This window comes from Enterobacter cloacae complex sp. SHL022, from assembly GCF_049237785.1.
GTDB classification, from domain to species: Bacteria; Pseudomonadota; Gammaproteobacteria; order Enterobacterales; family Enterobacteriaceae; genus Enterobacter; species Enterobacter hormaechei_C.
On sequence record NZ_JBMKJH010000001.1, the window covers coordinates 264,589 to 286,606 of the forward strand.

Here is a 22,018-nt window from a genome sequence, read left to right on the forward strand (position 1 = left end):
CTTTTTCGTTTTACATCCTATAAGGTTGGCAAAACACGCGTATGATGCAAGCGAAACATGGCCTTCTAGCCCGCGAGAGTCTGCTTCTGCTGCTGAATATCCTGCTCAATTCCCTCGCGAACGTCCTGGGGGATCTTCAGCGCATCGCCCAGGGCGTTCAGGTAGCTGCGCTCCATAAAGTGATCGATATCGATGGCGGCACAGCTCAGAAAATAGAGTTCCAGCGCCTCTTCTTCGTTTTTCACGCCTTGCGCCAGACGCTGCGGATCGAGCGGCTGTTCAATGGCCTGCGCCACCAGCGCCCTGCCCTGCTCCTCAACGCCCGCTTCCCGCATCTGCTGTTCAATTGCGGCACGTTCACTGGCATCAATATGCCCGTCGCTCTTGGCTGCAAAGACCAGGGCGAGGATCAGGCGCTCGGTGCGTAAATCTAACGGTGATACCTGCTTCCCGTACTGCGGTTCATCCTGATGCGCGCTGCGCACCTTGTCTTTGTATTTGTTCCATAAGACGGAGCCTGCAATAGCCCCTCCGCCCGCCAGCAGCGCGCCGGTACCGTATTTGGTAAGCAGTTTCCGCGATGATTTATTGGCAACCAGCAAACCGGCCAGCCCGCCAAGCGCACCCGGCACCAGCAGCTTGCTTAGACCCTGCTCGCCCGACGACGAGCCTTTTTGTCCCAACAGGGATTGCAGTTGATTCATCCAGCCTGACATATTTTTCCTCACGTAACAGTGCGTAACCTTCACAGCCTAAGCGAGCGGGTGTCAGGAAATGTCTGTCAGTGCTAAAGAAGCGCAAATTTCCCCCCTGTCCGGTTATCCCCATACAAGACAGACGCAAACGTTTTCGTTTATACTACCCGCATCTTTTTCAGGGGGATTTTTATGACTCTTTTAGGAACCGCGCTGCGCCCTGCCGCGACGCGCGTCATGCTGTTGGGATCGGGTGAACTGGGTAAAGAAGTAGCCATTGAATGCCAGCGTTTGGGCGTGGAGGTGATTGCGGTGGACCGTTACGCGAACGCCCCTGCCATGCACGTTGCGCATCGCTCGCACGTCATCGATATGCTTGACGGCAATGCCCTGCGGGCGTTAATTGCCGAGGAAAAACCGGATTTCGTGGTGCCTGAAATTGAGGCCATTGCCACTGAGATGCTGGTTGCCCTTGAGCAGGAAGGCCAGCGCGTAGTGCCTTGCGCCACTGCGGCAAAACTGACCATGAACCGGGAAGGCATTCGTCGCCTGGCGGCAGAAGAATTACAGCTCCCGACCTCCAGCTACCGTTTTGCCGGGGATAAAGCTGCGTTTCTCCAGGCCGTCGAAGAGATTGGCTACCCGTGCATCATTAAGCCGGTAATGAGCTCCTCCGGCAAAGGGCAGAGCTTTATCCGCGACAGCAGCACGCTGGACCAGGCCTGGGACTATGCCCAGCAGGGCGGTCGTGCCGGTGCCGGGCGCGTCATCGTGGAAGGCGTGGTGAAGTTTGATTTCGAAATTACCCTGCTTACCGTCAGTGCCGTGGACGGCGTTTATTTCTGCGACCCGATTGGTCATCGTCAGGAAGACGGCGATTATCGAGAATCCTGGCAGCCGCAGCAGATGAGCGCGCTGGCGCTGGCACGCGCGCAGGAGATCGCCCGCAAGACGGTGCTGGCGCTGGGCGGCTACGGCCTGTTCGGCGTGGAATTGTTTGTTTGCGGCGACGAGGTGATCTTCAGCGAAGTCTCCCCTCGCCCGCACGATACCGGGATGGTTACGCTGATTTCACAGGATCTCTCCGAGTTCGCGCTGCACGTGCGCGCTTTCCTCGGCCTGCCGGTTGGCGGCATCCGTCAATACGGCCCGGCAGCCTCCGCGGTGATCCTGCCGCAGCTGACCAGCCAGAATGTCACCTTTGATAACGTCGAAGGTGCGGTTGGTGCAGGCTTACAGGTCAGACTGTTCGGCAAACCGGAGATCGACGGAAGCCGTCGTCTGGGCGTGGCATTAGCAACCGGGGAAAACGTGGACGAAGCCGTCGCGAGAGCGAAAATAGCGGCCACTGCGGTAAAAGTGACAGGGTAAATAACTAAAGGCTGGTCAACTAAGCGACCAGCCACATTACATGATTAACATTGTTCCGTTTCTATCGCTTCCATTCGTATTCCATATCCTCGTAGGCTTCATTCGTTTTCGAGATGAAAACAAAAATACCGAGGCCAATAAAAATAACGAAGGGAATGATGATGCTCGCAATCAGTTCCCAGATTGCTGGCGGATCGTTTTGCGCCAGGAAACTGATACGATAGGCAATGAGGGATAACACGCAGAATAAAGCCGCCATCCCCGCAGGATAAAGGGGATTACTCCAGTTACACCAGGTAAGTTTTTTTGGGATAGCTGTCTTCATGGAGGAAAGCGAAGTAATACAAAATTTGTTTTTGTCTGAATAAGCTGCCAGTTGCTCCCCCTGGGCATATTTGACCGCATCCGCCGCAAATGCCAGAGCCAGCCACCGATACCCGGCACTCTTTGCGCCCAGAGAGGCATCGATATCCAGCCGTTCCACCGTGAGCGCTTTTTTATCCAGTGCCTGCATTAATGGATATTTTTCAATACGGGACAGCCCGGTATACCAGAGATTTTTCGGCGTAAGTACCGAACCCGTCTCAAGGAAGACCGCCATTTTGTCCTCTACATCGGTCACGTCAGACATAGGCTGATATAAATATACCGGTTTTTCGCCCTCCTCCCGGACATAATGACTGGTCAGCAGGAATGCACATGCATTTTCCATGCTCTTTGATTCGCCGCTTTCTTCATGTAAATCAACGATAACAATCAACCGGTTTTCAACTCTGTAATCAGATAAGTTCATCCATTGGCTAACGATCGCGTAGTCAGGACATTCTGTGCTGTACTCAATTTTACACGTGCTTGCCGTTTCAATACCCAACCGCTCCAGAGTGCGCCTCAGTTCATCAATGCAGGATCCACTCCCTCCGTGAACCCAGACAACGGTTTCAAAAATACGGTAGTTATAGTCCTTCAATTTTTCTGCCATCGGGTCCAGTAAGCGGTAAAACATCTGTTCATTCCTGGTCTGGTCGAAGCGATCTTCCAGCTGAATATTAACCGGCGTTTTCGGTGCCAGCGGAAATTCGCCTTCCAGTTTCAACATATTCAGCGCGGGTTCCTCCAGGGGGGTGATTGCAGACCATGCTGCGATAGCGATATTTTTTCGCGCATACGCCTTTAAATTAATCTCCTGCTCTTTTGCTATGAATTTTCGGGTTTCAGCATAATGAATGTTGGCGTCATGAAATATGAAACTTGTAAAAACTAGCAACGATACAACACAGATGGGCAGAATAACTGAAGGCACAAAAAAGAGAGCCGTAACGTGTTCCTGTTCAGGCCAGGTGAGAGCCCGGATCGCGAGGCCCATTGCGACGGCTATCACATAGAGGAAAACAATCATGACGACTGGCACAGTGGAATCCGGGTCTGGCTGTTGTTTGTATAACCACCACGCGCGCATTACGAAGCTCCCGCCACAGGTAAGGTACTTTTGATTTCACATCCACACGCCGCGCGACAGCCATCTACCACAACCCCACGGCCATGCATGGTCCAGGTTGGGTGACATTCAGTGATTGCGAACGTCCCTTTATGGAGCGGACACTGCGCAAGATCATCTTTTAAGGCCACGGGCTGCCCCATAAAGTCTGCCCCGGAGGCCTTAGTGACTTTTCCTCCGCTTATCAGCGGATCGTTTAACCTAATGACGCCTTTCATCGCTTTATCTCCCTATTTTCCCGCATCCATGTTGCATTGCATGTGCTCCCAGCCGGTATAGCCTTTCACGTCGGGTACGCTGTCGGGTAAATCTTGCCAGTTAGCCTTAAGTTGCTGCGTGCTGCCCTCGAGCCCCTGCTTAGTCATGTAGACCATTCCCCACGCCCAGCCAGGGGAACGGGGGTCCAGCTTCCCGCTGACTTTATTTCCCATTCCGTCATCCACGGTATAGGCAATCCCCGGCCCGCCGGGCAGAATGCGCGGGTCTTCAAATGGCTTTGATGACATATACAGCCGGTGTTTGGTCTGTAAAAAACCTTGGTCGTTGACGACGGTGAAAGAAATAATATCCTCATAGGATGGTTGGTTAGTACCATCGGGCTCATTAGGCCCTACCGAAAAAAACTGGGGAGACCATGTTTTACCATAATCTTTAGAAATCATTGTTCCTGGGTCATCCCAGGTGGGTATGGCAATATATCGTTCAGAAGGATGAACAAATTTTTTGGTGAAAATCCGATAAAATTGACTGACGGGCCTGGTATGAATACCCCGAAAAGTATCCGTATACCAGAGTTCACCTTCGCAGCCCCAGCCTTTCAATTCGAGAAAACGGTGATCATCGAACCGGTAAACAACCTGTGTGGGCGGTTCTTTAGCCTGGCATCCGGTCGCCAGCACAACGGACGTCGCTGCGAGAACGGTACATAATCCTTTCATCAGTTATCGCCCCGCATCCATATCACAGCGCATATGATCCCAGCCGGTGTACCCCTTCACTTCGGGTACGCTGTCGGGTAAATCTTGCCAGTTAGCTTTAAATTGCTGCGTGCTGTGCTTAAGCCCCTGCTTAGTCATATAGACCATTCCCCAGGCCCAGCCAGGGAAACGGGGGTCCAGCGTATCGCTTACTTTATTTCCCATTCCGTCATCCACGGTATAGGCAATCCCCGGCCCGCCGGGCAGAATGCGCGGGTCTTCAAACGGTTTTGACGACATATACAGCCGGTGTTTGGTCTGTAAAAAACCCTGATCGTTGACGACGGTGAAAGAAATAATATCCTCATAGGATGGTTGGTTAGTACCATCGGGCTCGTTAGGCCCTACCGAAAAAAACTGGGGAGACCATGTTTTACCATAATCTTTTGAAATTATTGTTCCTGGGTCATCCCAGGTGGGTATAGCAATATATCGTTCAGAAGGATGAACAAATTTTTTGGTGAAGATCCTGTAAAATTGGCTAACAGGTTGGGTATGAATACCCCGCCGAGTATCCGTATACCAGAGTTCACCTTCGCAATCCCACCCTTTCAGTTCGAGATAACGATGATCATCGAACCGGTAAACAACCTGTGTCGGTGGTTCTTTCGCCTGGCACCCGGTTGCCAGCACAACGGACGTAGCTGCGAGAACGGTACATAATCCTTTCATCAGTTATCGCCCCGCATCCATATCACAGCGCATATGATCCCAGCCGGTGTAGCCTTTCACGTCGGGTACGCTGTCGGGTAAATCCTGCCAGTTTGCCTTAAGTTGCTGCGTGCTGCCCTCGAGCCCCTGCTTAGTCATGTAGACCATTCCCCACGCCCAGCCAGGGGAACGGGGTTCCAGCTTCCCGCTGACTTTATTTCCCATTCCGTCATCCACGGTATAGGCAATCCCCGGCCCACCGGGCAGAATGCGCGGGTCTTCAAATGGGTTCGACGACATATACAGCCGATGTTTGGTCAGTAAAAAACCCTGATCGTTGACGACGGTGAAAGAAAGAATATCCTCATAAGGCGCGTAGTCATCGCCATTGGGTTCATTATGATTTGGTGAAAACGCTACGGAGTGCCACGTTTTCCCATAGTCCTTAGATACTATGAATCCACTCGCGCCCCATCCCGTCAGTGCAATATATCGCTCTGATGGATGAATAAATTTACGGGTAAAGAGTCGATAAAACTGACTTACGGGTTCGGTGTGAATGCCTCGCTTAGTATCCGTGTACCAGAGTTCGCCTTCACAATCCCAGCCTTTCAGTTCGAGATAACGATGATCATCAAATCGGTACACCACCTGCGTTGGTGGTTCTTTCGCCTGGCATCCGGTCGCCAGCACAACGGACGTAGCTGCGAGAACGGTACATAATCCTTTCATCAGTTATCGCCCCGCATCCATATCACAGCGCATATGATCCCAGCCGGTATAGCCCTTCACCTCGGGTACGCTGTCGGGTAAATCTTGCCAGTTAGCCTTAAGTTGCTGCGTGCTGCCCTCGAGTCCCTGCTTAGTCATGTAGACCATTCCCCACGCCCAGCCAGGGGAACGGGGGTCCAGCTTCCCGCTTACTTTATTTCCCATTCCGTCATCCACGGTATAGGCAATCCCCGGCCCGCCGGGCAGAATGCGCGGGTCTTCAAACGGTTTTGACGACATATACAGCCGGTGTTTGGTCAGCATAAATCCCTGGTCCTTAACAACAGTAAAGGAAATAATGTCATCGTAGGGCGGTGAAGAATCTCCATTTGGTTCGTTAGAACCCGCTGAATAAAACTGAGGGGACCAGGTTTTACCATAATCTTTTGAAATTATTGTTCCTGGAGAGCCCCAGGTAGGGATAGCTATATAACGCTCCGATGGATGTATGAATTTTTTGGTGAAGATCTTGTAAAATTGGCTAACAGGTTGGGTATGTATACCCAGCTCAGTATCCGTGTACCAGAGTTCGCCTTCGCAGCCCCAGCCTTTCAGTTCGAGATAACGATGATCATCGAACCGGTACACCACCTGCGTTGGCGGTTCTTTCGCCTGGCATCCGATCGCCAGTAAAACAGCAGTGGCCATCAGACCCATAAATGATATTTTCATGCTCTATCCTTAAGCCAGTTGACTGTCACTTATGGGCTTTGGCATGTCCCATTGCAGATTTGCGACGTCCTGATTCCCTGCGACAAGATCACTGGACGGCTTGACAGTCGTTGCATTATTGAACTTATTTACCACCCCATACTCACCTTTCGGCAGCACGTCATATGGCTTATTCATGAAAAATTTGGTTGTAGGTTCATCTAGCTTACCCGTCCGGTAATATGCCCTTGCATAGGGATTTTCATTCTGAGGATCGCGCCAGTCTGCACGATGTAACAACCCTTCCCAAAATTTCCCCGCCTGATAATCGAATGATTTGCACTGCCCAATAGCCAAATCAAACGCCATAGCGTGCGATGGCGCAAATTCGCTCATCACAATAGAGGAGTGCTGGCTGTAGCCCACCGGGTCGATTTTCTGCCATTCCGCTTGCAGTTCTTCCGGTGTTTTCTTCCAGGTAAGGGTAACTAACTGAAAATCACGCGAACCTGACACCTCACCATAAATAACCTCATGCTTGCGTTCAAAACTCTCTTCTTTAAGCTCTGAAGCAGATAAAACGTGACCCGGCTGCCAGCCAATATTTTGATAGCGGTTCACTGCAAAGGTTGTCGTTACCGTGCGCTTAATGGCGCTGGCTTTGGCGGAATAGGAAATGTAGGCGTCCGGGCTGTCCGGATCGACATAATAGGTATACGGTTTATCACTGGTTTTAGGATCGTTATCCGGGTGATTATCCTCCCCCTGAAGTTTGAAAATAAAAGGTTCCGGTAACTCCTCACCGTTTATCACCACATCGCGAGCGCTGTAACTGGCGTTCGTGAGAAAGGCATATTTTGCATCCCCCTCATTTCGCGGTGGTAGCTCAAAGGGGTTAGCGTCAGGGATGTTTCCTACTTCACCATGCTGGTAAAACACGCGCTGAAACAGATTAGGTATATCACTGGCAATATTCTGAGGAATGCCTCGCCAGCCAAACCCCTGCACATTCTCCAGCGACACGACGCCATCGTTCGGGCAAAAGTAGTTATACACTTTACCGTCGTTGCTTCGGCAATATCTGCCATCCGTTCGCAGCGGATTATCGGAAGGTTTACGCAGGGTACAGGAGGCCTCCAGAGCAAGTAATTCGCTCTCGGCCATTTTCCCGCCACCTTTCCATTGCGTATGCATCAGGCGACAGAAATTTTTAAATGTCTGCTGTCTGGCGTCGTCGGTCTGTTGATAACCCGGCTGAATATTTTCAGCCACGCGCGACTCAAGAGAATATGGTGAGTGATTAAGAGTCACACAATTTACCGGATCGTATCCGGCCTGTTTCACCAGCATATTTGCCAGCATAGTAATAATCGTGCCCTGACTGTGAGCGACGATATTGATAACATCGTTTTGAGTTACTAACGGCTGACGAATCTGAATAATCAAATCCGCCAGCCGTTGAGCGGCAAAAAACTGGTAAATGCGGTGCGGGTTTTCATAAATGGGATGGGTAAAATCGCCATCATTGAAGTGCAGCGAGGCAAATCCCGCAGCGGCAACGCCGAAGCCACCGGCGCCGGGCCCCAGCATATCCGGGATCGTCGTCGTCGCGTTGGCAAAGGTCCCGCCCCCCTTGGCAAAACTCTTATCAAGTGCGTTCTTAAAGTTATCGTTCTGGTACTGAAACGGCCCTTTTCCGTCATTACCCAGCGACTTTTTATTCGTCTCGTTATCTTCCTGGTACGCATCATAGGGAAGATGCGCTTTGTCACTCAGCTTCCCGACCTCCTCCCGGTAGCGCTTCTGGTCCGCCCGGTAATCAGCATGCGTAACCGGTTTATATCCCCAGTAAAACGGGATGATGGGGGAACGCCCTGGAGTGATAATTCTGTAGTCTTTCCATTCGTGGGCGTAAAAATCCTGCCGGTTAAGTCGCTTACCCAGCCCGGCAAGTATACCTTTCTCCTGGTTCTGGTAGGCTTCACCCACGTCGTTCACGCCATGGACGAGGATCACAATGCCGGGCATCGGACGCGGTATCCCGACGTTGCGCGTCTGGGCGACTTCGCCCAGGGTTTTGTGTACCGGAATATCGCCTTCTGATACCACCCGTGGAGCGTAGGGTTTTGTCTTCGCCTCCGTCATTCCATTATCTCCATTTTATAGCTGTCGAGGTCGTCAGCATCGAGCAGGGGTGAACGACCGCAGCTGTCCGTCACGCCTTCCACCACCTGTCCGGATGCACTGGTCAGCCTGAATTTTTTGTTTGCCAGAATTTGCTCCGGATCATCGCCGGCGTGCAGTTTGTAGCGAAGTTTAAAGGCGCCTTTCTCAAAGGATGGCGTCGGTACCGACACACTTTCCGGACCGTCGTATTTCAGGCTCGGCGCTTTGAGCTCAATGCCCGTCGGCGAGAAAATGGTGACCAGTCCGGTCGGGCTGATACGGATCCCGCCGCCCCCGCAGACAAACTGCATTCCCTTTCTGGCACTGCCGTTCATTTTCCCGGCGGTGCTCGTCAGCGTGAAATCCTGCTGCGACAGCATGTGCATTTCGCCCCGCTGCGCCTGCGTCGTAATATCCCCCGCACCGGCAATCATCTGGATGCCGAGTTTGCGGGCAAACAGCGACAGTTTTTCCCCTACGGCCAGCGAGAATTTTTTCACCACATTCACGCTGGCATTCCCGCCCGCTGTGGCAATCAGGTCTTTCCCGGCGGAAAGTTGCAGGCTGTCCGGCGTAACCAGCGCAATTCCACTTTTTCCATATGCCAAAATACCGGGCTCCGCGAGATGACTCAGCGTCTGGCTGAGCGCATTTTGCCGATCGGTTTCCACATTACTCGCACCTGCCGTAAGCGCACTTTGTTGTAGGGTCATCGCCAGCGATAACGCCTTTTCAAGTTGTGTAATAGCCGCTGTCATATCCAGTTGCTTACCCCCCGCGCGGGGCTGGGCTTCCGTGGTGATCATCACGCCTTTCGCAGCACGCAGCGCCATCCAGTCGTCGGTGCGAGCCTCCACACCTTCCCCGCGCTTTTTGCCTTCAGCATCAACCAGGTGACCCACACTCACTTGCCCTTTGCCGTACTCCGTAGCGATTTTGATGTGCTCCTGCCCGCGACGATCTTCAAGACGGATCTTGTTCAACGCGGCCGTGCGGATCACGTTTCGGGTATCGTTACGGTTTGTGACTAAATCCGGGTGGCTGCCGTCGTGCATGACATGCGCGATAAAAGGTCTGTCCGGATCGCCGCCTTCGAAACCAACGGCAACTTCAGTCCCCTCCAGTAGCGGAAAGTGAATACCAAAGGTGTCACCGGCGTACGGCCTGCCGAGGCGTACCAGGGCGCTTTCGAATCCGACCCGTTTTTCATCAAGGTCAAAATCGAACTTAACCCTGTAGCGCCCAACCGCATCAAGTCCGGCATAGGTTTTATCTCCCCCGATAGCCTTCACTCTGGCGGGCACCGTTCCGGCTATCACCGGCCGGGATAAGTATTCAGGACGGAAGCTATAGCCCTGGATATAGGGGATCCCAGAAAGTACGGCGCGATAGTGTTCAGCACGGCTGCCGCGGATAGTCATCGCAGTTATCACAAACCCGGACTTAAACCCGTCAGGTACAGGCCCTGAGGGATAAAACATAATGCCTGGCTGAAGCTCGGGATCGCTGGTTGTCGCCCCCAGAAGACTCTGTCCGTTCAACAGGCGTTCATAACGCAGACGAGCGTAAAATGCGGCGGTTTCCGCCTCTTCACCGTGAAAATCCCCCGCAGTCAGATAGTGATCGGCATAGTGATAGTGTTGGCCTGTCGTTACACCTTCGGGAATATCGCTCGTTTTAACGGTCTTATCCGTCTGCGGCGATTGCGGGTCACGGTAGTTATAGGTGCGAACCAACACATTTTTGGGGATCAGGCCGTGCTGCTCCTCCAGATCGGTAATGTATTCGCTATAACTGGTCATGCCTGAATGTCGGACATAAGGCATCTGTTTGTCGCTGAAGTTGTAACGACGCGCAGAATCCCCAAAAATAACGACGGTTTCCGTTTTCACTTTGTTGTGATTCTCAAATCGGAACCAGATCCCTATCTCTGCCAGCAGCCGACGGATGAACCGCAAATCGGTTTCTTTCCACTGAACGATCATTTCCCGTCGTGGATAACTGTGGCTCAGTTGGTCAAAATCAATGTTGTAGCCGTCAAAGTGACCACTGTCCTTCATCAGCTTTGTAACGAGCTCCGGGACTGTCATGTTCATGTAAACCGCAGAACGGTAATTTTGATCCAGCAGCGCCAGCTCATGCTCCAGCACGCATTCATACAGTGCTTCGTCACCTGAAGACATCAGCCGCGAAAATTGGGTGATCGTGCCATTAATCTGGCGAACCGGCAGCCAGGAGGTTTGCCCATGCCATGAGGCTTCCAGATTGGGTGCACGCAGAATAAACTCAGCCCTTTGATTAAGAACAGCATTAATGGCAATGTTTAGATCCGGACTGGTAAAGCGAATGGTATAGCGATAAGGCTCGCTTAATATCTCTTTTCCTGTAAAAGAATGAACATCTGAAATAACATTTTTGCTACGCGGGAAATACAATAAATATCTGTTTAACGTGTCCTGCCTTTGAGCTACCTCAGATTCCCCTGACATTATTAGCTATCCTTTTAACAAACATTCCGTTCATTAAAAACAATACACCCATCGCTCCCCCATTAAAATACCCAACTTCAGGTTGAATTAATTCACGGGAAGTGAATCTATTCACAGAATAAATAAAAAAGGACCAGACAATTTTATCACACATAAATTCAGAATGATTTATTCATCAAATATATAAGTGAAGGATTATTTAATAATGAAAAATAATACGCCTGGGGTTAGGGATATTAGAAATGTTGTGTAGAGAAGAAGAACTTATACATGCTGGTCACATAAAGTGACCAGCATCAGGCCAGAGGGCCTGCTTTATGCATTGGGCATTTGTTACTGTTTCGCGCCTTCTACCGCTTCGCGAGCCAGTTTAGTGATGCGATCCCAGTCGCCTGCTTCCAGCGCATCCGCCGGAACCAGCCAGGAGCCACCGATGCACAGCACGCTTTTCAGCGCCAGGTAGTCACGGTAGTTGGCCGGAGAGATGCCGCCCGTTGGGCAGAAACGCACCTGGGAGAATGGGCCCGCAATCGCCTGCAACGCTTTGGTGCCGCCGTTCGCTTCAGCCGGGAAGAATTTGAACTCTTTCAGGCCGTAGTCCATGCCCAGCATCAGTTCAGAAACGGTGCTGATACCCGGGATCAGCGGAATAGAACCTTCGGTTGCGGCTTTCAGCAGGGGCTCGGTCAGCCCCGGGCTGATGGCAAACTGTGCGCCCGCTTCGGTCACTTCCGCCAGCTGCTGCGCATTCAGAACCGTACCTGCACCGATGATCGCTTCCGGCACTTCTTTGGCGATAGCGCGAATCGCATCCATCGCACAGGCCGTACGCAGGGTCACTTCCAGAACACGAACGCCACCCGCAACCAGCGCCTTCGCCATTGGGACAGCGTGCTCCAGTTTGTTTACCACAATAACCGGCACGACAGGGCCAGTAGTCAGGATTGCTTCTGCACTTGTTTTCCAGTTTTTCATCAGAGTTTTCTCTCGCCAGATCGTTAAAATCAAGTCGTCTTAAAACGTAATACAGGTTGCGCCCTGCTCCGCACCGGAGAGTTTCTCACGCAACGCACCAAACATTTCGCGTCCGGTACCCACGCGGGATGCGCTCAGGTCAGGAATATGTGGCTGACGCGCCGCCAGCTCTGCTTCGTCCACCAGCAGGGTTAACTCGCCTGTCTGACCGTTAACGCGGATCATGTCACCATCACGCACTTTCGCCAGCAGGCCGCCGTCGTAGGCTTCCGGGGTGACATGAATCGCTGAAGGCACTTTACCGGATGCCCCCGAGAGGCGTCCATCGGTCACCAGTGCAATTTTGAAACGGCGGTCCAATAATACACCAAGCGGCGGCATAAGTTTATGTAATTCTGGCATCCCGTTCGCTTTTGGTCCCTGATGACGCACCACGACCACACAGTCTTTATCAAGCAGACCCGCGTCAAAAGCAGGTAAAACGTCGTGCTGGCTTTCAAACACCACCGCCGGGGCTTCAATCACCTGATTCTCTTCCGGCACGGCAGAGGTTTTCATCACGGCACGTCCAAGGTTACCGCTCAGCACTTTGGTGCCGCCGTGAGGAGAGAATGGCTGTTCGAAGGTTGCGATAACCTGAGGATCGAGCGAGTCGCTCGCCCCTTCGCGCCAGTCCAGCTCACCGTTGTTCAGCCAGGGTTCAAGGGTATAGCGATGCAGGCCAAAGCCCGCCACCGTGTTGACATCCTCATGCAGCAGGCCGCCTTTCAGCAGCTCGCGCATCAGCACCGGCACGCCGCCCGCGGCCTGGAAGTGGTTGATGTCCGCCGGACCGTTCGGGTACAGACGCGCCATCAGCGGTACCACGGAGGAGATATCGGAGAAGTCATCCCAGTTAATCAGAATGCCCGCCGCGCGCGCCATCGCGACAAGGTGCATGGTATGGTTGGTTGAACCGCCGGTCGCCAGCAGGGCGACAATCCCGTTTACGATAACTTTTTCATCCACCATTTTGCCCATTGGCATCCACTCGTTGCCGTTACCGGTCAGGCGCGTCACCTGACGGGCTGCGGCTTCGGTCAGCGCTTTACGCAGTGGCGCATCCGGCTGGATGAACGACGAGCCCGGTAGCTGCATCCCCATAAACTCCACCACCATCTGGTTGGTGTTGGCCGTACCGTAGAACGTACAGGTGCCCGGCGCGTGATAAGACGCGGCTTCCGCTTCCAGCAGTGCCTGACGGTCCGCTTTTCCTTCGGCATACAGCTGACGGATACGGACTTTTTCCTTGTTTGGCAGACCGCTTGCCATCGGGCCTGACGGCACAAAAATCGCTGGCAGGTGGCCAAACGACAGCGCGGCCATCACCAGCCCCGGGACGATTTTGTCGCACACGCCCAGATAAAGCGCGCCATCAAACATATTGTGAGACAGGCCCACTGCCGCTGACATGGCGATCACTTCGCGGCTCAGCAGGGACAGCTCCATACCGTCCTGGCCCTGGGTTACGCCATCACACATGGCCGGCACGCCGCCTGCAACCTGGCCCACCGCGTTCACGCTGTGCAGCGCATTGCGGATGATAGACGGGTAGACCTCATACGGCTGGTGGGCTGAAAGCATGTCGTTATAGGAGGTAATGATGGCGATATTGTTACGCAACATGCTTTTCAGCGCGTCTTTATCACCAGGCTGGCAGGCCGCAAAGCCGTGGGCCAGATTCCCGCAGGCCAGCTGTGAGCGATGGACCGTTTCACTCTTCGCCTGTTCGATGCGGGCAAGGTAGGCAGCACGGGTCTCTTTCGAGCGTTCAACAATGCGTTGTGTTACGCGTAACAATGTCGGATTCATAAAAGCTCCTCTAATTTATCTGTCCAGGCTCGGGAGTTTACACAGTTTCTGACGGTTGTTAACAACGCTGAAACGCCTGATATCCGGAGCACAGGGGCAAAATATCTGAAGGGAGTGTAATAAAAAAAGCTCCGCGGGTGAATCCACGCGGAGCTTAAAAGATAAAAATTATGCCACTTGCTGTGTTAGATCATGTTACCGGTAAAATAACACCTTTGGGCTAGAGAAGGTGGTTATTCAAACTCGTTCCAGGAGCGGCCATCACGGGTGATCATCGCAACGGAGGCGACAGGTCCCCATGTTCCCGCCTGATACGGTTTTGGCGCGTCCTGGTCGGCTGCCCACGCTTCGGTGATGGAGTCGACCCACTTCCACGCCTCTTCCACTTCATCGCGGCGGACGAACAGCGCCTGGATACCACGCATGGTTTCCAGCAGCAGACGCTCGTAAGCATCGGCCAGATGCGTCTGGTTGAAGGTTTCAGAGTAGCTCAGGTCGAGCTTGGTGGTTTGCAGGTTGTGTTTGTGATCAAGACCCGGCACTTTGTTCAGGATCTGAATATCCACACCCTCGTCCGGTTGCAGACGGATGGTCAGTTTGTTCTGCGGCAGTTCCTGCCAGGATTCTTTGAACAGGTTCAGTTCCGGATTTTTGAAGTAGACCACCACTTCGGAGCATTTTGCTGGCAGACGTTTCCCGGTACGCAGGTAGAACGGCACACCGGCCCAGCGCCAGTCGTCGATATCCACGCGGATCGCCACAAACGTCTCGGTGTTGCTGGACTTGTTCGCGCCCTCTTCTTCCAGATAGCCAGGAACTTTTTTCCCCTGGGCAAAACCTGCGGTGTACTGGCCGCGCACGGTTTTCTCACGCACGTTGGAGCGGTCAATACGGCGCAGTGATTTCAGCACTTTCACTTTGGCGTCACGAATGCTGTCGGCCGTCAGATCTGACGGTGGAGACATGGCAATCATGCACAGAATTTGCAGCAGGTGGTTCTGGATCATGTCACGCATCTGGCCGGCCTGGTCGAAGTAGCCCCAACGGCCTTCGATGCCCACCTCTTCCGCCACGGTAATTTCCACGTGGTCGATAGTGCGGTTGTCCCAGTTGTTCACAAACAGGGAGTTGGCAAAACGCAGCGCCAGCAGGTTCAGTACCGTCTCTTTGCCCAGATAGTGGTCAATACGGTAAACCTGACACTCCTCAAAGAACTCGCCTACCTGGTCGTTGATTTCACGCGAGGTCGCCAGCGACGTACCCAGCGGTTTCTCCATCACTACACGCGCCGGTTTGGCGTTCAGCTTCGCCTCGCCCAGACCTTTGCAGATGGCGCCGAAGGTGCTTGGCGGCATGGCGAAATAGTTAATAGTGACACGATTTTCCTGGTCAAGCATTTCACCCAGACGGGTAAAGGCGCCTACATCGTTGACGTCCAGGTTGCAGAAATCGAGACGCCCGCTCAGCTTATCCCAAAGGCTTTCATCGATTTTCTCTTTCATGAACGTTTCGAGCGCCTCAAGCACGACTTTGGTATAAGCCTCCTTATCCCAGTCTGCGCGCCCTACCCCAAGGATCCGGGTGTCGGGATGGATCTGGCCCGCTTTTTCGAGCTGATACAGGGAAGGCAGCAATTTTCGGCGTGCAAGATCGCCTTTCGCGCCGAAAATGACCAGGTCACATGCCTGGGCTGTTTGCGTTACCGCCATGTCATTCTCCTCAGTTAGATCGCCTGGTACTCTGCCAGGTATCGTTGTAATTTTATTACAATGCACTGTACTGCTTTTACGCGTTTCCTGAAACCATTAGCGCTTAACGTCGCGTGCGATACGGTGATTTTTCGTCGCCTGGGCCATTACGCCCGTCTGATGACGCAACAAACGTCGATTCTTTGCGCAACGGGGTCAGAGCAAAACCCGACGTCGATCAAGTAATGAAAAAAAACAACAACATTTCTTGTCGACGATTACCCTTTCGGGAGTCCTGGGGGTAATATCGGCTAAATCGAATCAAGGTTTCATCTCTTTATGAAATCGTTTATGCCCTCATGAGCGTCTTGTTAACAATGAACATGCTGGAAAAAATCCAGTTTCAACTGGAACACCTTAGCAAATCCGAGCGCAAAGTGGCTGAAGTTATTCTCGCCGCGCCCGCTCAGGCGATTCATTCAAGCATCGCCGCTCTGGCACAGGAATCGGGCGTCAGCGAACCGACGGTCAATCGATTCTGTCGTAGTCTGGACACGCGCGGCTTTCCTGATTTTAAACTGCATCTGGCCCAAAGTCTGGCAAACGGCACCCCGTATGTTAATCGCAATGTCGATGAAGACGACAGCGTTGATGCATACACCGCAAAAATATTTGAATCGGCAATGGCCACGCTCGACCACGTTCGCCAGTCTCTGGACATGAGTTCAGTAAATCGCGCGGTCGATCTTCTCACGCAGGCCAAACGGATTGCCTTCTTTGGCCTTGGCTCGTCCGCCGCCGTGGCGCATGACGCCATGAATAAGTTCTTTCGCTTTAACGTGCCGGTGATTTACTCCGATGACATTGTGCTGCAACGCATGAGCTGTATGAATTGTAGCGAAGATGATGTCGTGGTACTCATCTCTCATACGGGCCGCACCAAGAGCCAGGTGGAGCTGGCGCAGCTCGCGCGTGACAACGATGCGATGGTCATCGCCCTGACGACGGCAGGTACGCCGCTCGCCCGGGAAGCGACGCTCGCCATTACCCTGGACGTACCGGAGGATACCGACATGTACATGCCGATGGTCTCCCGCCTGGCGCAGTTGACGGTCATCGACGTATTGGCGACCGGTTTTACCTTACGCCGGGGCGCAAAATTCCGGGATAACTTGAAGCGGGTCAAGGAAGCCCTGAAAGAATCGCGTTTTGATAAAGAATTGCTTATAAAGAGCGATGTTCCCTAATAACGACGAAGTACGATTTACGGCATTCGGTCCCCTCGCTACTGCCTTGCGATAGATGAAGGCCGATTCTATGTTCACGCAACACCAAAGTTGTTTCAGTCAACGGAGTATTACATGTCCAGAAGGCTTCGCAGAACCAAGATCGTCACCACCTTAGGCCCGGCCACCGACCGCGATAATAACCTCGAAAAGATTATCGCCGCGGGTGCTAACGTGGTGCGTATGAACTTCTCTCACGGTACGCCAGAAGACCATAAATTACGTGCCGACAAAGTGCGTGAAATCGCAGCTAAACTGGGCCGCCATGTTGCTATCCTCGGTGACCTGCAAGGTCCAAAAATCCGCGTATCGACCTTTAAAGAAGGCAAAGTCTTCCTCAACATCGGCGATAAATTCCTGCTGGACGCCAACCTGAGCAAAGGCGAAGGCGATAAGGAAAAAGTGGGTATCGACTACAAAGGTCTGCCTGCTGACGTTGTGCCTGGCGACATCCTGCTGCTGGACGACGGACGCGTACAGCTGAAAGTGCTGGAAGTTCAGGGTATGAAGGTGTTCACCGAAGTGACCGTCGGCGGCCCGCTCTCCAACAACAAAGGCATCAACAAACTCGGCGGTGGCCTGTCTGCCGAAGCGCTGACCGATAAAGACAAAGCGGATATCGTGACCGCAGCGCAGATCGGCGTGGATTATCTGGCCGTCTCCTTCCCGCGCTGCGGTGAAGATCTGAACTATGCTCGCCGCCTGGCGCGCGATGCAGGCTGCGATGCGAAAATCGTTGCAAAAGTGGAACGCGCTGAAGCGGTCTGCGATCAGGACGCGATGGACGACGTGATCCTGGCGTCTGACGTGGTGATGGTTGCCCGTGGTGACCTGGGCGTGGAAATTGGCGACCCTGAACTGGTCGGTATCCAGAAAGCGCTGATCCGTCGCGCGCGTCAGCTGAACCGCGCGGTGATCACCGCCACCCAGATGATGGAATCCATGATCACCAACCCAATGCCGACCCGTGCAGAAGTCATGGACGTGGCGAACGCCGTGCTGGATGGTACTGACGCGGTGATGCTGTCAGCGGAAACCGCGGCGGGCCAGTATCCGGCGGAAACCGTGGCCGCCATGGCGCGCGTCTGCCTGGGTGCAGAGAAGATCCCAAGCATTAACGTCTCCAAGCACCGCCTGGATATCCAGTTCGACAATGTGGAAGAAGCGATTGCGATGTCCGCGATGTACGCAGCCAACCACCTGAAAGGGGTCACGGCGATCATCACCATGACCGAATCTGGCCGTACCGCGCTAATGACGTCCCGTATCAGCTCCGGTCTGCCGATCTTCGCCATGTCCCGTCACGAGCGTACGCTGAACCTGACGGCGCTGTATCGCGGCGTGACGCCAGTATACTTCGACAGCACCAACGACGGCGTGGCCGCCGCGCACGATGCCGTGAACCTGCTGCGCGACAAAGGTTATCTGGTATCCGGTGATATCGTTATCGTGACGCAGGGTGACGTGATGAGCACCATCGGCTCAACCAATACCACCCGCGTACTGACCGTAGAGTAAGCTCCGCACCCCTCTTCCCTAAGGGAGAGGGGTGAAGGTTTCCTATTTCTTCGGGAAAAGTTCTTTACGCTTGTACGGCTCTGTTTCGCCAGGTTTACGCGTTTTGAGCAGCTTCAGGATCCACGTATATTGCTCCTTATGCGGCCCCACCAGCACTTCCACCTCTTCATTCATGCGGCGTGCGATGGTGTGATCGTCTGCGGTCAGCAGATCGTCCATCGGCGGACGTACCTCAATGCTCAGGCGATGCGTTTTACCGTCATAAGCCGGGAACAGTGGGATCACGCGGGCGCGGCAGACTTTCATCAGGCGACCAATCGCTGGTAGCGTGGCTTTATAGGTTGCGAAGAAATCGACAAACTCGCTGTGCTCAGGACCATGGTCCTGATCGGGCAGATAGTAGCCCCAGTAACCCTGACGTACCGACTGAATGAAAGGCTTAATGCCATCGTTTCTGGCGTGCAAGCGTCCGCCAAAGCGACGGCGCACGGTATTCCAGACGAAATCGTAGATTTTGTTTCCCTGATTATGGAACATCGCCGCCATTTTCTGGCCCTGCGACGCCATTAACATCGCCGGAATGTCGACCCCCCAGCCGTGCGGCACCAGGAAAATCACCTTTTCATCATTGCGACGCATCTCGTCGATGATCTCCAGCCCTTTCCAGTCAACGCGTTCGACGATCTTCTCCGGCCCTTTCAGCGCCAGTTCCGCCATCATCGCCATCGCCTGCGGCGCAGTGGTATACATGTCATCAATGATTGCTTCGCGTTCGGCGTCGCTTTTATCCGGGAAACAGTACAACAGGTTTATTTGCGCGCGTCGGCGCGCGCTTTTACCCAAGCGCCCTGCCAGGCGCCCCACTTTACCGAGCACCGGATCGCGAAGGGAAGCAGGTAGCAACGCCATGCCAGCAAACGCGTATACGCCAATCCAGGCGCCCCAGTTACGCGGGTGGCGAAAAGATTTTTCAAACTCAGGAATGTACTCAATATTGTTTTTTTTGGTTTCCATGCGGGTTCCAGGGTCTGGTGACGCAAAAATATATGCGGATAGTGTAGCGAGGCTGCCGCCCGCGCACAAAAGAAAAAGCCGGCGCATACTGACGCCGGCTTTTTAAATCAGGAGAGCTTAGTCGAAGCGCAGCTGCGGCATCACCTCTTTCACCTGCGCCAGGTAATCTTTGCGATCTTTTCCGGTCAGCCCTTCGGTGCGCGGCAGTTTCGCCGTCAGCGGGTTAACCGCCTGCTGGTTGATCCACACTTCATAGTGCAGGTGCGGCCCCGTCGACCGGCCGGTGTTACCGGACAGCGCGATGCGATCGCCACGTTTCACCTTCTGGCCCGGTTTGACCAGCAGTTTACGCAGGTGCATGTAGCGGGTGGTGTACGTACGACCGTGACGAATAGCAACGTAATAGCCAGCAGCACCGCTGCGTTTCGCCATGACCACTTCACCATCTCCTACCGCCAGCACTGGCGTGCCCTGCGGCATAGCGAAGTCAACGCCACGGTGCGGCGCTACGCGGCCCGTTACCGGGTTCAGACGACGCGGGTTAAAGTTGGAGGAGACGCGGAACTGTTTCGCCGTTGGGAAACGCAGGAAGCCTTTTGCCAGACCCGTACCGCTGCGGTCATAGAACTTACCGTCTTCCGCGCGAATGGCGTAGTAGTCTTTGCCGTCTGAACGCAGACGAACGCCCACCAGCTGGCTCTGCTCGCGCTTACCGTCCAGCATTTCGCGGGACATCAGGACAGAGAACTGATCGCCTTTTTTCAGTTTGCGGAAATCCATCTGCCACTGCATGGCTTTGATCACCGAGCTGATTTCAGCGCTGGTCAGGCCGGCATCGCGTGCGCTGGAAACAAAGCTGCCGCCGACGGTCCCTTTCATGACGCTGTTAACCCAGTCGCCCTGCTGCAATTCACTGGTCATTTTGAAACCGTTTGCAGTGCGATCGTAGGTGCGGGTTTCGCGACGGGACATCTCCCAGGTCAAACGTTGCAGATCGCCGTCGGGCGTTAAGGTCCAGGAAAGTTGCTGACCAATTTTCAGGTTACGCAGCTCTTTATCGGATGCGGCGAGCTGGCTGATGTTGCCCATGTCGATACCGTACTGGTTCAGGACGCTGCTCAGCGTATCGCCAGTGGATACAACATATTCATGAATGCCAGCTTCATTCTGGATCTTGTCATCCAGCTCATCCTGGGGAATCGCTTCATCTTCCTGAGCGGCCTGATCGATAGGCTCGCTGGCCTCGGGCAGCAGAGAGCGGATCTCGCTCTTCTCCAGTTCGATGGTTTTGATGATTGGGGCGGAACTCGGGTGGTAAACATAGGGCCGCCAGACGGCGACCGCTAATGTGAGAACTGTAAGCGACCCCAGCATAACGCGGTGGGGTCGAGGCAGATTGTTAAATGCCAGGGCGACAGAGCGGGCTATCTGTTGCACGTATTCACTTCCTCGTTAATCTCCTTTCAGGCAGCTCGCATACTGATTCGCCAGTTGGCTGAGGAACTGCGAATAGCTCGCTTTGCTCAACTGGATGTTCGTACCTAGCGGGTCAAGGGTTCCCATGCGCACGGATGTTCCCCTGGCCACGGCTTCTACGACCGCTGGCCTGAACTGTGGCTCAGCAAAAACGCATGTCGCTTTTTGCTCAACCAACTGTGTTCTGATTTCATGTAAACGCTGCGCACCAGGCTGAATTTCAGGGTTGACGGTAAAATGCCCCAGCGGGGTCAGACCGTAATGTTTCTCGTAATACCCGTAGGCATCATGAAAAACGAAGTACCCTTTTCCTTTAAGCGGTGCGAGCTCGTTACCCACCTGTTTGTCGGTTGCGGCTAATTGAGCCTCAAAATCCTTCAGGTTGGCGTCGAGTTTGATTCGACTTTGCGGCATAAGTTCCACTAATTTGTCGTGGATTGCAACCGCTGTAAGCCGCGCTATCTCTGGGGAGAGCCAGAGATGCATGTTGTATTCACCGTGATGGTGATGGTCGTCACCATTTTCACCATGAGCATGGTCGTGGTCATGCTCATCACCCTCGTCCTCAGCTCCTTTCATGAGTAACGGTTTCACGCCGGACAGCCCGGCAATCGTCACCTGTTTCTCAGCGGGAAGCTGTCTGGCTGACTTCTGCATGAACGCTTCCATCTCAGGACCAATCCAGACGACTAAGTCCGCGTTCTGTAAGCGTTTTACATCAGATGGACGCAGAGAATAATCATGCTCGGAAGCCCCGTCAGGCAGCAGAACCTGTGTCTCAGTGACCCCGTCCGCGATGGCAGAGGCGATAAATCCAAGCGGTTTAAGCGAAGCGACAACGGCGGCGTTAACATCTTGTGCTGTTGTACCCCAAAGAGCAGCGGATAAAGCTGCGAAAAGAAGCGTATTTTTCTGTAACATAATGCGACTAATCATCGTAATGA

18 protein-coding genes are annotated in these 22,018 nt (G+C 53.5%); 3 read left to right on the forward strand and 15 right to left on the reverse strand.

Annotated features, from left to right (window positions below; genetic code table 11):
• Positions 1-65 precede the first annotated feature (65 nt).
• The gene (locus tag ACOTZD_RS01290) at positions 66-716 is read right to left on the reverse strand and encodes a tellurite resistance TerB family protein (protein ID WP_032609515.1); all 651 of its coding nucleotides are present in this window, start codon (positions 714-716) and stop codon (positions 66-68) included.
• Between the two features lie 171 nt (positions 717-887).
• Here ACOTZD_RS01290 and purT point away from each other — a divergent pair, with 171 nt between their 5' ends.
• Positions 888-2,066, forward strand: a complete 1,179-nt coding sequence (gene purT / locus ACOTZD_RS01295; protein WP_023324868.1) for a formate-dependent phosphoribosylglycinamide formyltransferase — start codon at positions 888-890, stop codon at positions 2,064-2,066.
• Positions 2,067-2,127: 61 nt separating this feature from the next.
• Here the strand turns inward: purT and ACOTZD_RS01300 are convergent, their stop codons facing one another.
• The 11 genes from ACOTZD_RS01300 to zwf all read right to left on the reverse strand — a co-directional run bounded on the left by ACOTZD_RS01300 (position 2,128) and on the right by zwf (position 15,801).
• Positions 2,128-3,522 carry a hypothetical protein gene (locus ACOTZD_RS01300; protein ID WP_023324869.1) on the reverse strand — a complete coding sequence of 465 codons (1,395 nt, stop codon included), beginning with the start codon at positions 3,520-3,522 and terminating at the stop codon, positions 2,128-2,130.
• Positions 3,522-3,779: a PAAR domain-containing protein gene (locus tag ACOTZD_RS01305; protein ID WP_023324870.1), complete on the reverse strand. Its 258-nt coding sequence runs from the start codon at positions 3,777-3,779 to the stop codon at positions 3,522-3,524. Before ACOTZD_RS01305 ends, ACOTZD_RS01300 begins: the two co-directional genes overlap by 1 nt.
• Before the next feature lie 12 nt (positions 3,780-3,791).
• Positions 3,792-4,499, reverse strand: a complete 708-nt coding sequence (locus ACOTZD_RS01310; protein ID WP_032659013.1) for a T6SS immunity protein Tli3 family protein — start codon at positions 4,497-4,499, stop codon at positions 3,792-3,794.
• Positions 4,500-4,502: 3 nt separating this feature from the next.
• Positions 4,503-5,210 carry a T6SS immunity protein Tli3 family protein gene (locus ACOTZD_RS01315; RefSeq protein ID WP_047653736.1) on the reverse strand — a complete coding sequence of 236 codons (708 nt, stop codon included), beginning with the start codon at positions 5,208-5,210 and terminating at the stop codon, positions 4,503-4,505.
• Positions 5,211-5,213: 3 nt separating this feature from the next.
• The gene (locus ACOTZD_RS01320) at positions 5,214-5,921 is read right to left on the reverse strand and encodes a T6SS immunity protein Tli3 family protein (RefSeq protein ID WP_048208506.1); all 708 of its coding nucleotides are present in this window, start codon (positions 5,919-5,921) and stop codon (positions 5,214-5,216) included.
• A gap of 3 nt (positions 5,922-5,924) precedes the next feature.
• Positions 5,925-6,632, reverse strand: coding sequence for a T6SS immunity protein Tli3 family protein (locus ACOTZD_RS01325; RefSeq protein WP_045329866.1), 708 nt, complete (start codon positions 6,630-6,632; stop codon positions 5,925-5,927).
• Between the two features lie 9 nt (positions 6,633-6,641).
• Positions 6,642-8,756, reverse strand: a complete 2,115-nt coding sequence (locus tag ACOTZD_RS01330) for a T6SS effector phospholipase Tle3 domain-containing protein (RefSeq protein WP_174401964.1) — start codon at positions 8,754-8,756, stop codon at positions 6,642-6,644.
• Complete coding sequence (locus ACOTZD_RS01335; protein WP_048240583.1) at positions 8,753-11,266, reverse strand: DUF2345 domain-containing protein; 2,514 nt, start codon at positions 11,264-11,266, stop codon at positions 8,753-8,755. Before ACOTZD_RS01335 ends, ACOTZD_RS01330 begins: the two co-directional genes overlap by 4 nt.
• Before the next feature lie 333 nt (positions 11,267-11,599).
• Positions 11,600-12,241: a bifunctional 4-hydroxy-2-oxoglutarate aldolase/2-dehydro-3-deoxy-phosphogluconate aldolase gene (kdgA, locus tag ACOTZD_RS01340; RefSeq protein ID WP_003859774.1), complete on the reverse strand. Its 642-nt coding sequence runs from the start codon at positions 12,239-12,241 to the stop codon at positions 11,600-11,602.
• Between the two features lie 39 nt (positions 12,242-12,280).
• Positions 12,281-14,092, reverse strand: coding sequence for a phosphogluconate dehydratase (gene edd / locus ACOTZD_RS01345; protein WP_015570284.1), 1,812 nt, complete (start codon positions 14,090-14,092; stop codon positions 12,281-12,283).
• A gap of 233 nt (positions 14,093-14,325) precedes the next feature.
• Positions 14,326-15,801 (reverse strand): glucose-6-phosphate dehydrogenase, encoded by a 1,476-nt coding sequence (gene zwf, locus ACOTZD_RS01350; protein WP_174401965.1) that lies wholly within the window; start codon positions 15,799-15,801, stop codon positions 14,326-14,328.
• A gap of 356 nt (positions 15,802-16,157) precedes the next feature.
• On the opposite strand from zwf, the gene ACOTZD_RS01355 reads away from it, so the two are divergent.
• On the forward strand, positions 16,158-17,027 hold the full coding sequence (locus ACOTZD_RS01355) for a MurR/RpiR family transcriptional regulator (RefSeq protein ID WP_003859769.1): 870 nt from the start codon (positions 16,158-16,160) through the stop codon (positions 17,025-17,027).
• A gap of 114 nt (positions 17,028-17,141) precedes the next feature.
• Entirely contained in the window at positions 17,142-18,584 is a 1,443-nt protein-coding gene (pyk, locus tag ACOTZD_RS01360; protein WP_003859767.1) for a pyruvate kinase, read from the forward strand.
• 42 nt (positions 18,585-18,626) lie between these two features.
• On the opposite strand, the gene lpxM is transcribed toward pyk, so the two are convergent.
• The 3 genes from lpxM to znuA all read right to left on the reverse strand — a co-directional run bounded on the left by lpxM (position 18,627) and on the right by znuA (position 21,995).
• Positions 18,627-19,598 (reverse strand): lauroyl-Kdo(2)-lipid IV(A) myristoyltransferase, encoded by a 972-nt coding sequence (gene lpxM / locus ACOTZD_RS01365; protein WP_022651444.1) that lies wholly within the window; start codon positions 19,596-19,598, stop codon positions 18,627-18,629.
• A 117-nt stretch (positions 19,599-19,715) separates the two neighbouring features.
• Positions 19,716-21,035, reverse strand: a complete 1,320-nt coding sequence (gene mepM, locus ACOTZD_RS01370; RefSeq protein WP_003859762.1) for a murein DD-endopeptidase MepM — start codon at positions 21,033-21,035, stop codon at positions 19,716-19,718.
• Between the two features lie 15 nt (positions 21,036-21,050).
• Positions 21,051-21,995, reverse strand: coding sequence for a zinc ABC transporter substrate-binding protein ZnuA (gene znuA / locus ACOTZD_RS01375; protein ID WP_160858327.1), 945 nt, complete (start codon positions 21,993-21,995; stop codon positions 21,051-21,053).
• Positions 21,996-22,018 lie beyond the last annotated feature (23 nt).

Excerpts from the sequence above, each read along its gene's own strand:
- ACOTZD_RS01290 (WP_032609515.1), bottom strand. The coding sequence starts at position 716 with ATGTCAGGCTGGATGAATCAACTGCAATCCCTGTTGGGACAAAAAGGC.
- purT (WP_023324868.1), top strand. The coding sequence starts at position 888 with ATGACTCTTTTAGGAACCGCGCTGCGCCCTGCCGCGACGCGCGTCATG.
- ACOTZD_RS01300 (WP_023324869.1), bottom strand. The coding sequence starts at position 3,522 with ATGCGCGCGTGGTGGTTATACAAACAACAGCCAGACCCGGATTCCACT.
- ACOTZD_RS01305 (WP_023324870.1), bottom strand. The coding sequence starts at position 3,779 with ATGAAAGGCGTCATTAGGTTAAACGATCCGCTGATAAGCGGAGGAAAA.
- ACOTZD_RS01310 (WP_032659013.1), bottom strand. The coding sequence starts at position 4,499 with ATGAAAGGATTATGTACCGTTCTCGCAGCGACGTCCGTTGTGCTGGCG.
- ACOTZD_RS01315 (WP_047653736.1), bottom strand. The coding sequence starts at position 5,210 with ATGAAAGGATTATGTACCGTTCTCGCAGCTACGTCCGTTGTGCTGGCA.
- ACOTZD_RS01320 (WP_048208506.1), bottom strand. The coding sequence starts at position 5,921 with ATGAAAGGATTATGTACCGTTCTCGCAGCTACGTCCGTTGTGCTGGCG.
- ACOTZD_RS01325 (WP_045329866.1), bottom strand. The coding sequence starts at position 6,632 with ATGAAAATATCATTTATGGGTCTGATGGCCACTGCTGTTTTACTGGCG.
- ACOTZD_RS01330 (WP_174401964.1), bottom strand. The coding sequence starts at position 8,756 with ATGACGGAGGCGAAGACAAAACCCTACGCTCCACGGGTGGTATCAGAA.
- ACOTZD_RS01335 (WP_048240583.1), bottom strand. The coding sequence starts at position 11,266 with ATGTCAGGGGAATCTGAGGTAGCTCAAAGGCAGGACACGTTAAACAGA.
- kdgA (WP_003859774.1), bottom strand. The coding sequence starts at position 12,241 with ATGAAAAACTGGAAAACAAGTGCAGAAGCAATCCTGACTACTGGCCCT.
- edd (WP_015570284.1), bottom strand. The coding sequence starts at position 14,092 with ATGAATCCGACATTGTTACGCGTAACACAACGCATTGTTGAACGCTCG.
- zwf (WP_174401965.1), bottom strand. The coding sequence starts at position 15,801 with ATGGCGGTAACGCAAACAGCCCAGGCATGTGACCTGGTCATTTTCGGC.
- ACOTZD_RS01355 (WP_003859769.1), top strand. The coding sequence starts at position 16,158 with ATGAACATGCTGGAAAAAATCCAGTTTCAACTGGAACACCTTAGCAAA.
- pyk (WP_003859767.1), top strand. The coding sequence starts at position 17,142 with ATGTCCAGAAGGCTTCGCAGAACCAAGATCGTCACCACCTTAGGCCCG.
- lpxM (WP_022651444.1), bottom strand. The coding sequence starts at position 19,598 with ATGGAAACCAAAAAAAACAATATTGAGTACATTCCTGAGTTTGAAAAA.
- znuA (WP_160858327.1), bottom strand. The coding sequence starts at position 21,995 with ATGTTACAGAAAAATACGCTTCTTTTCGCAGCTTTATCCGCTGCTCTT.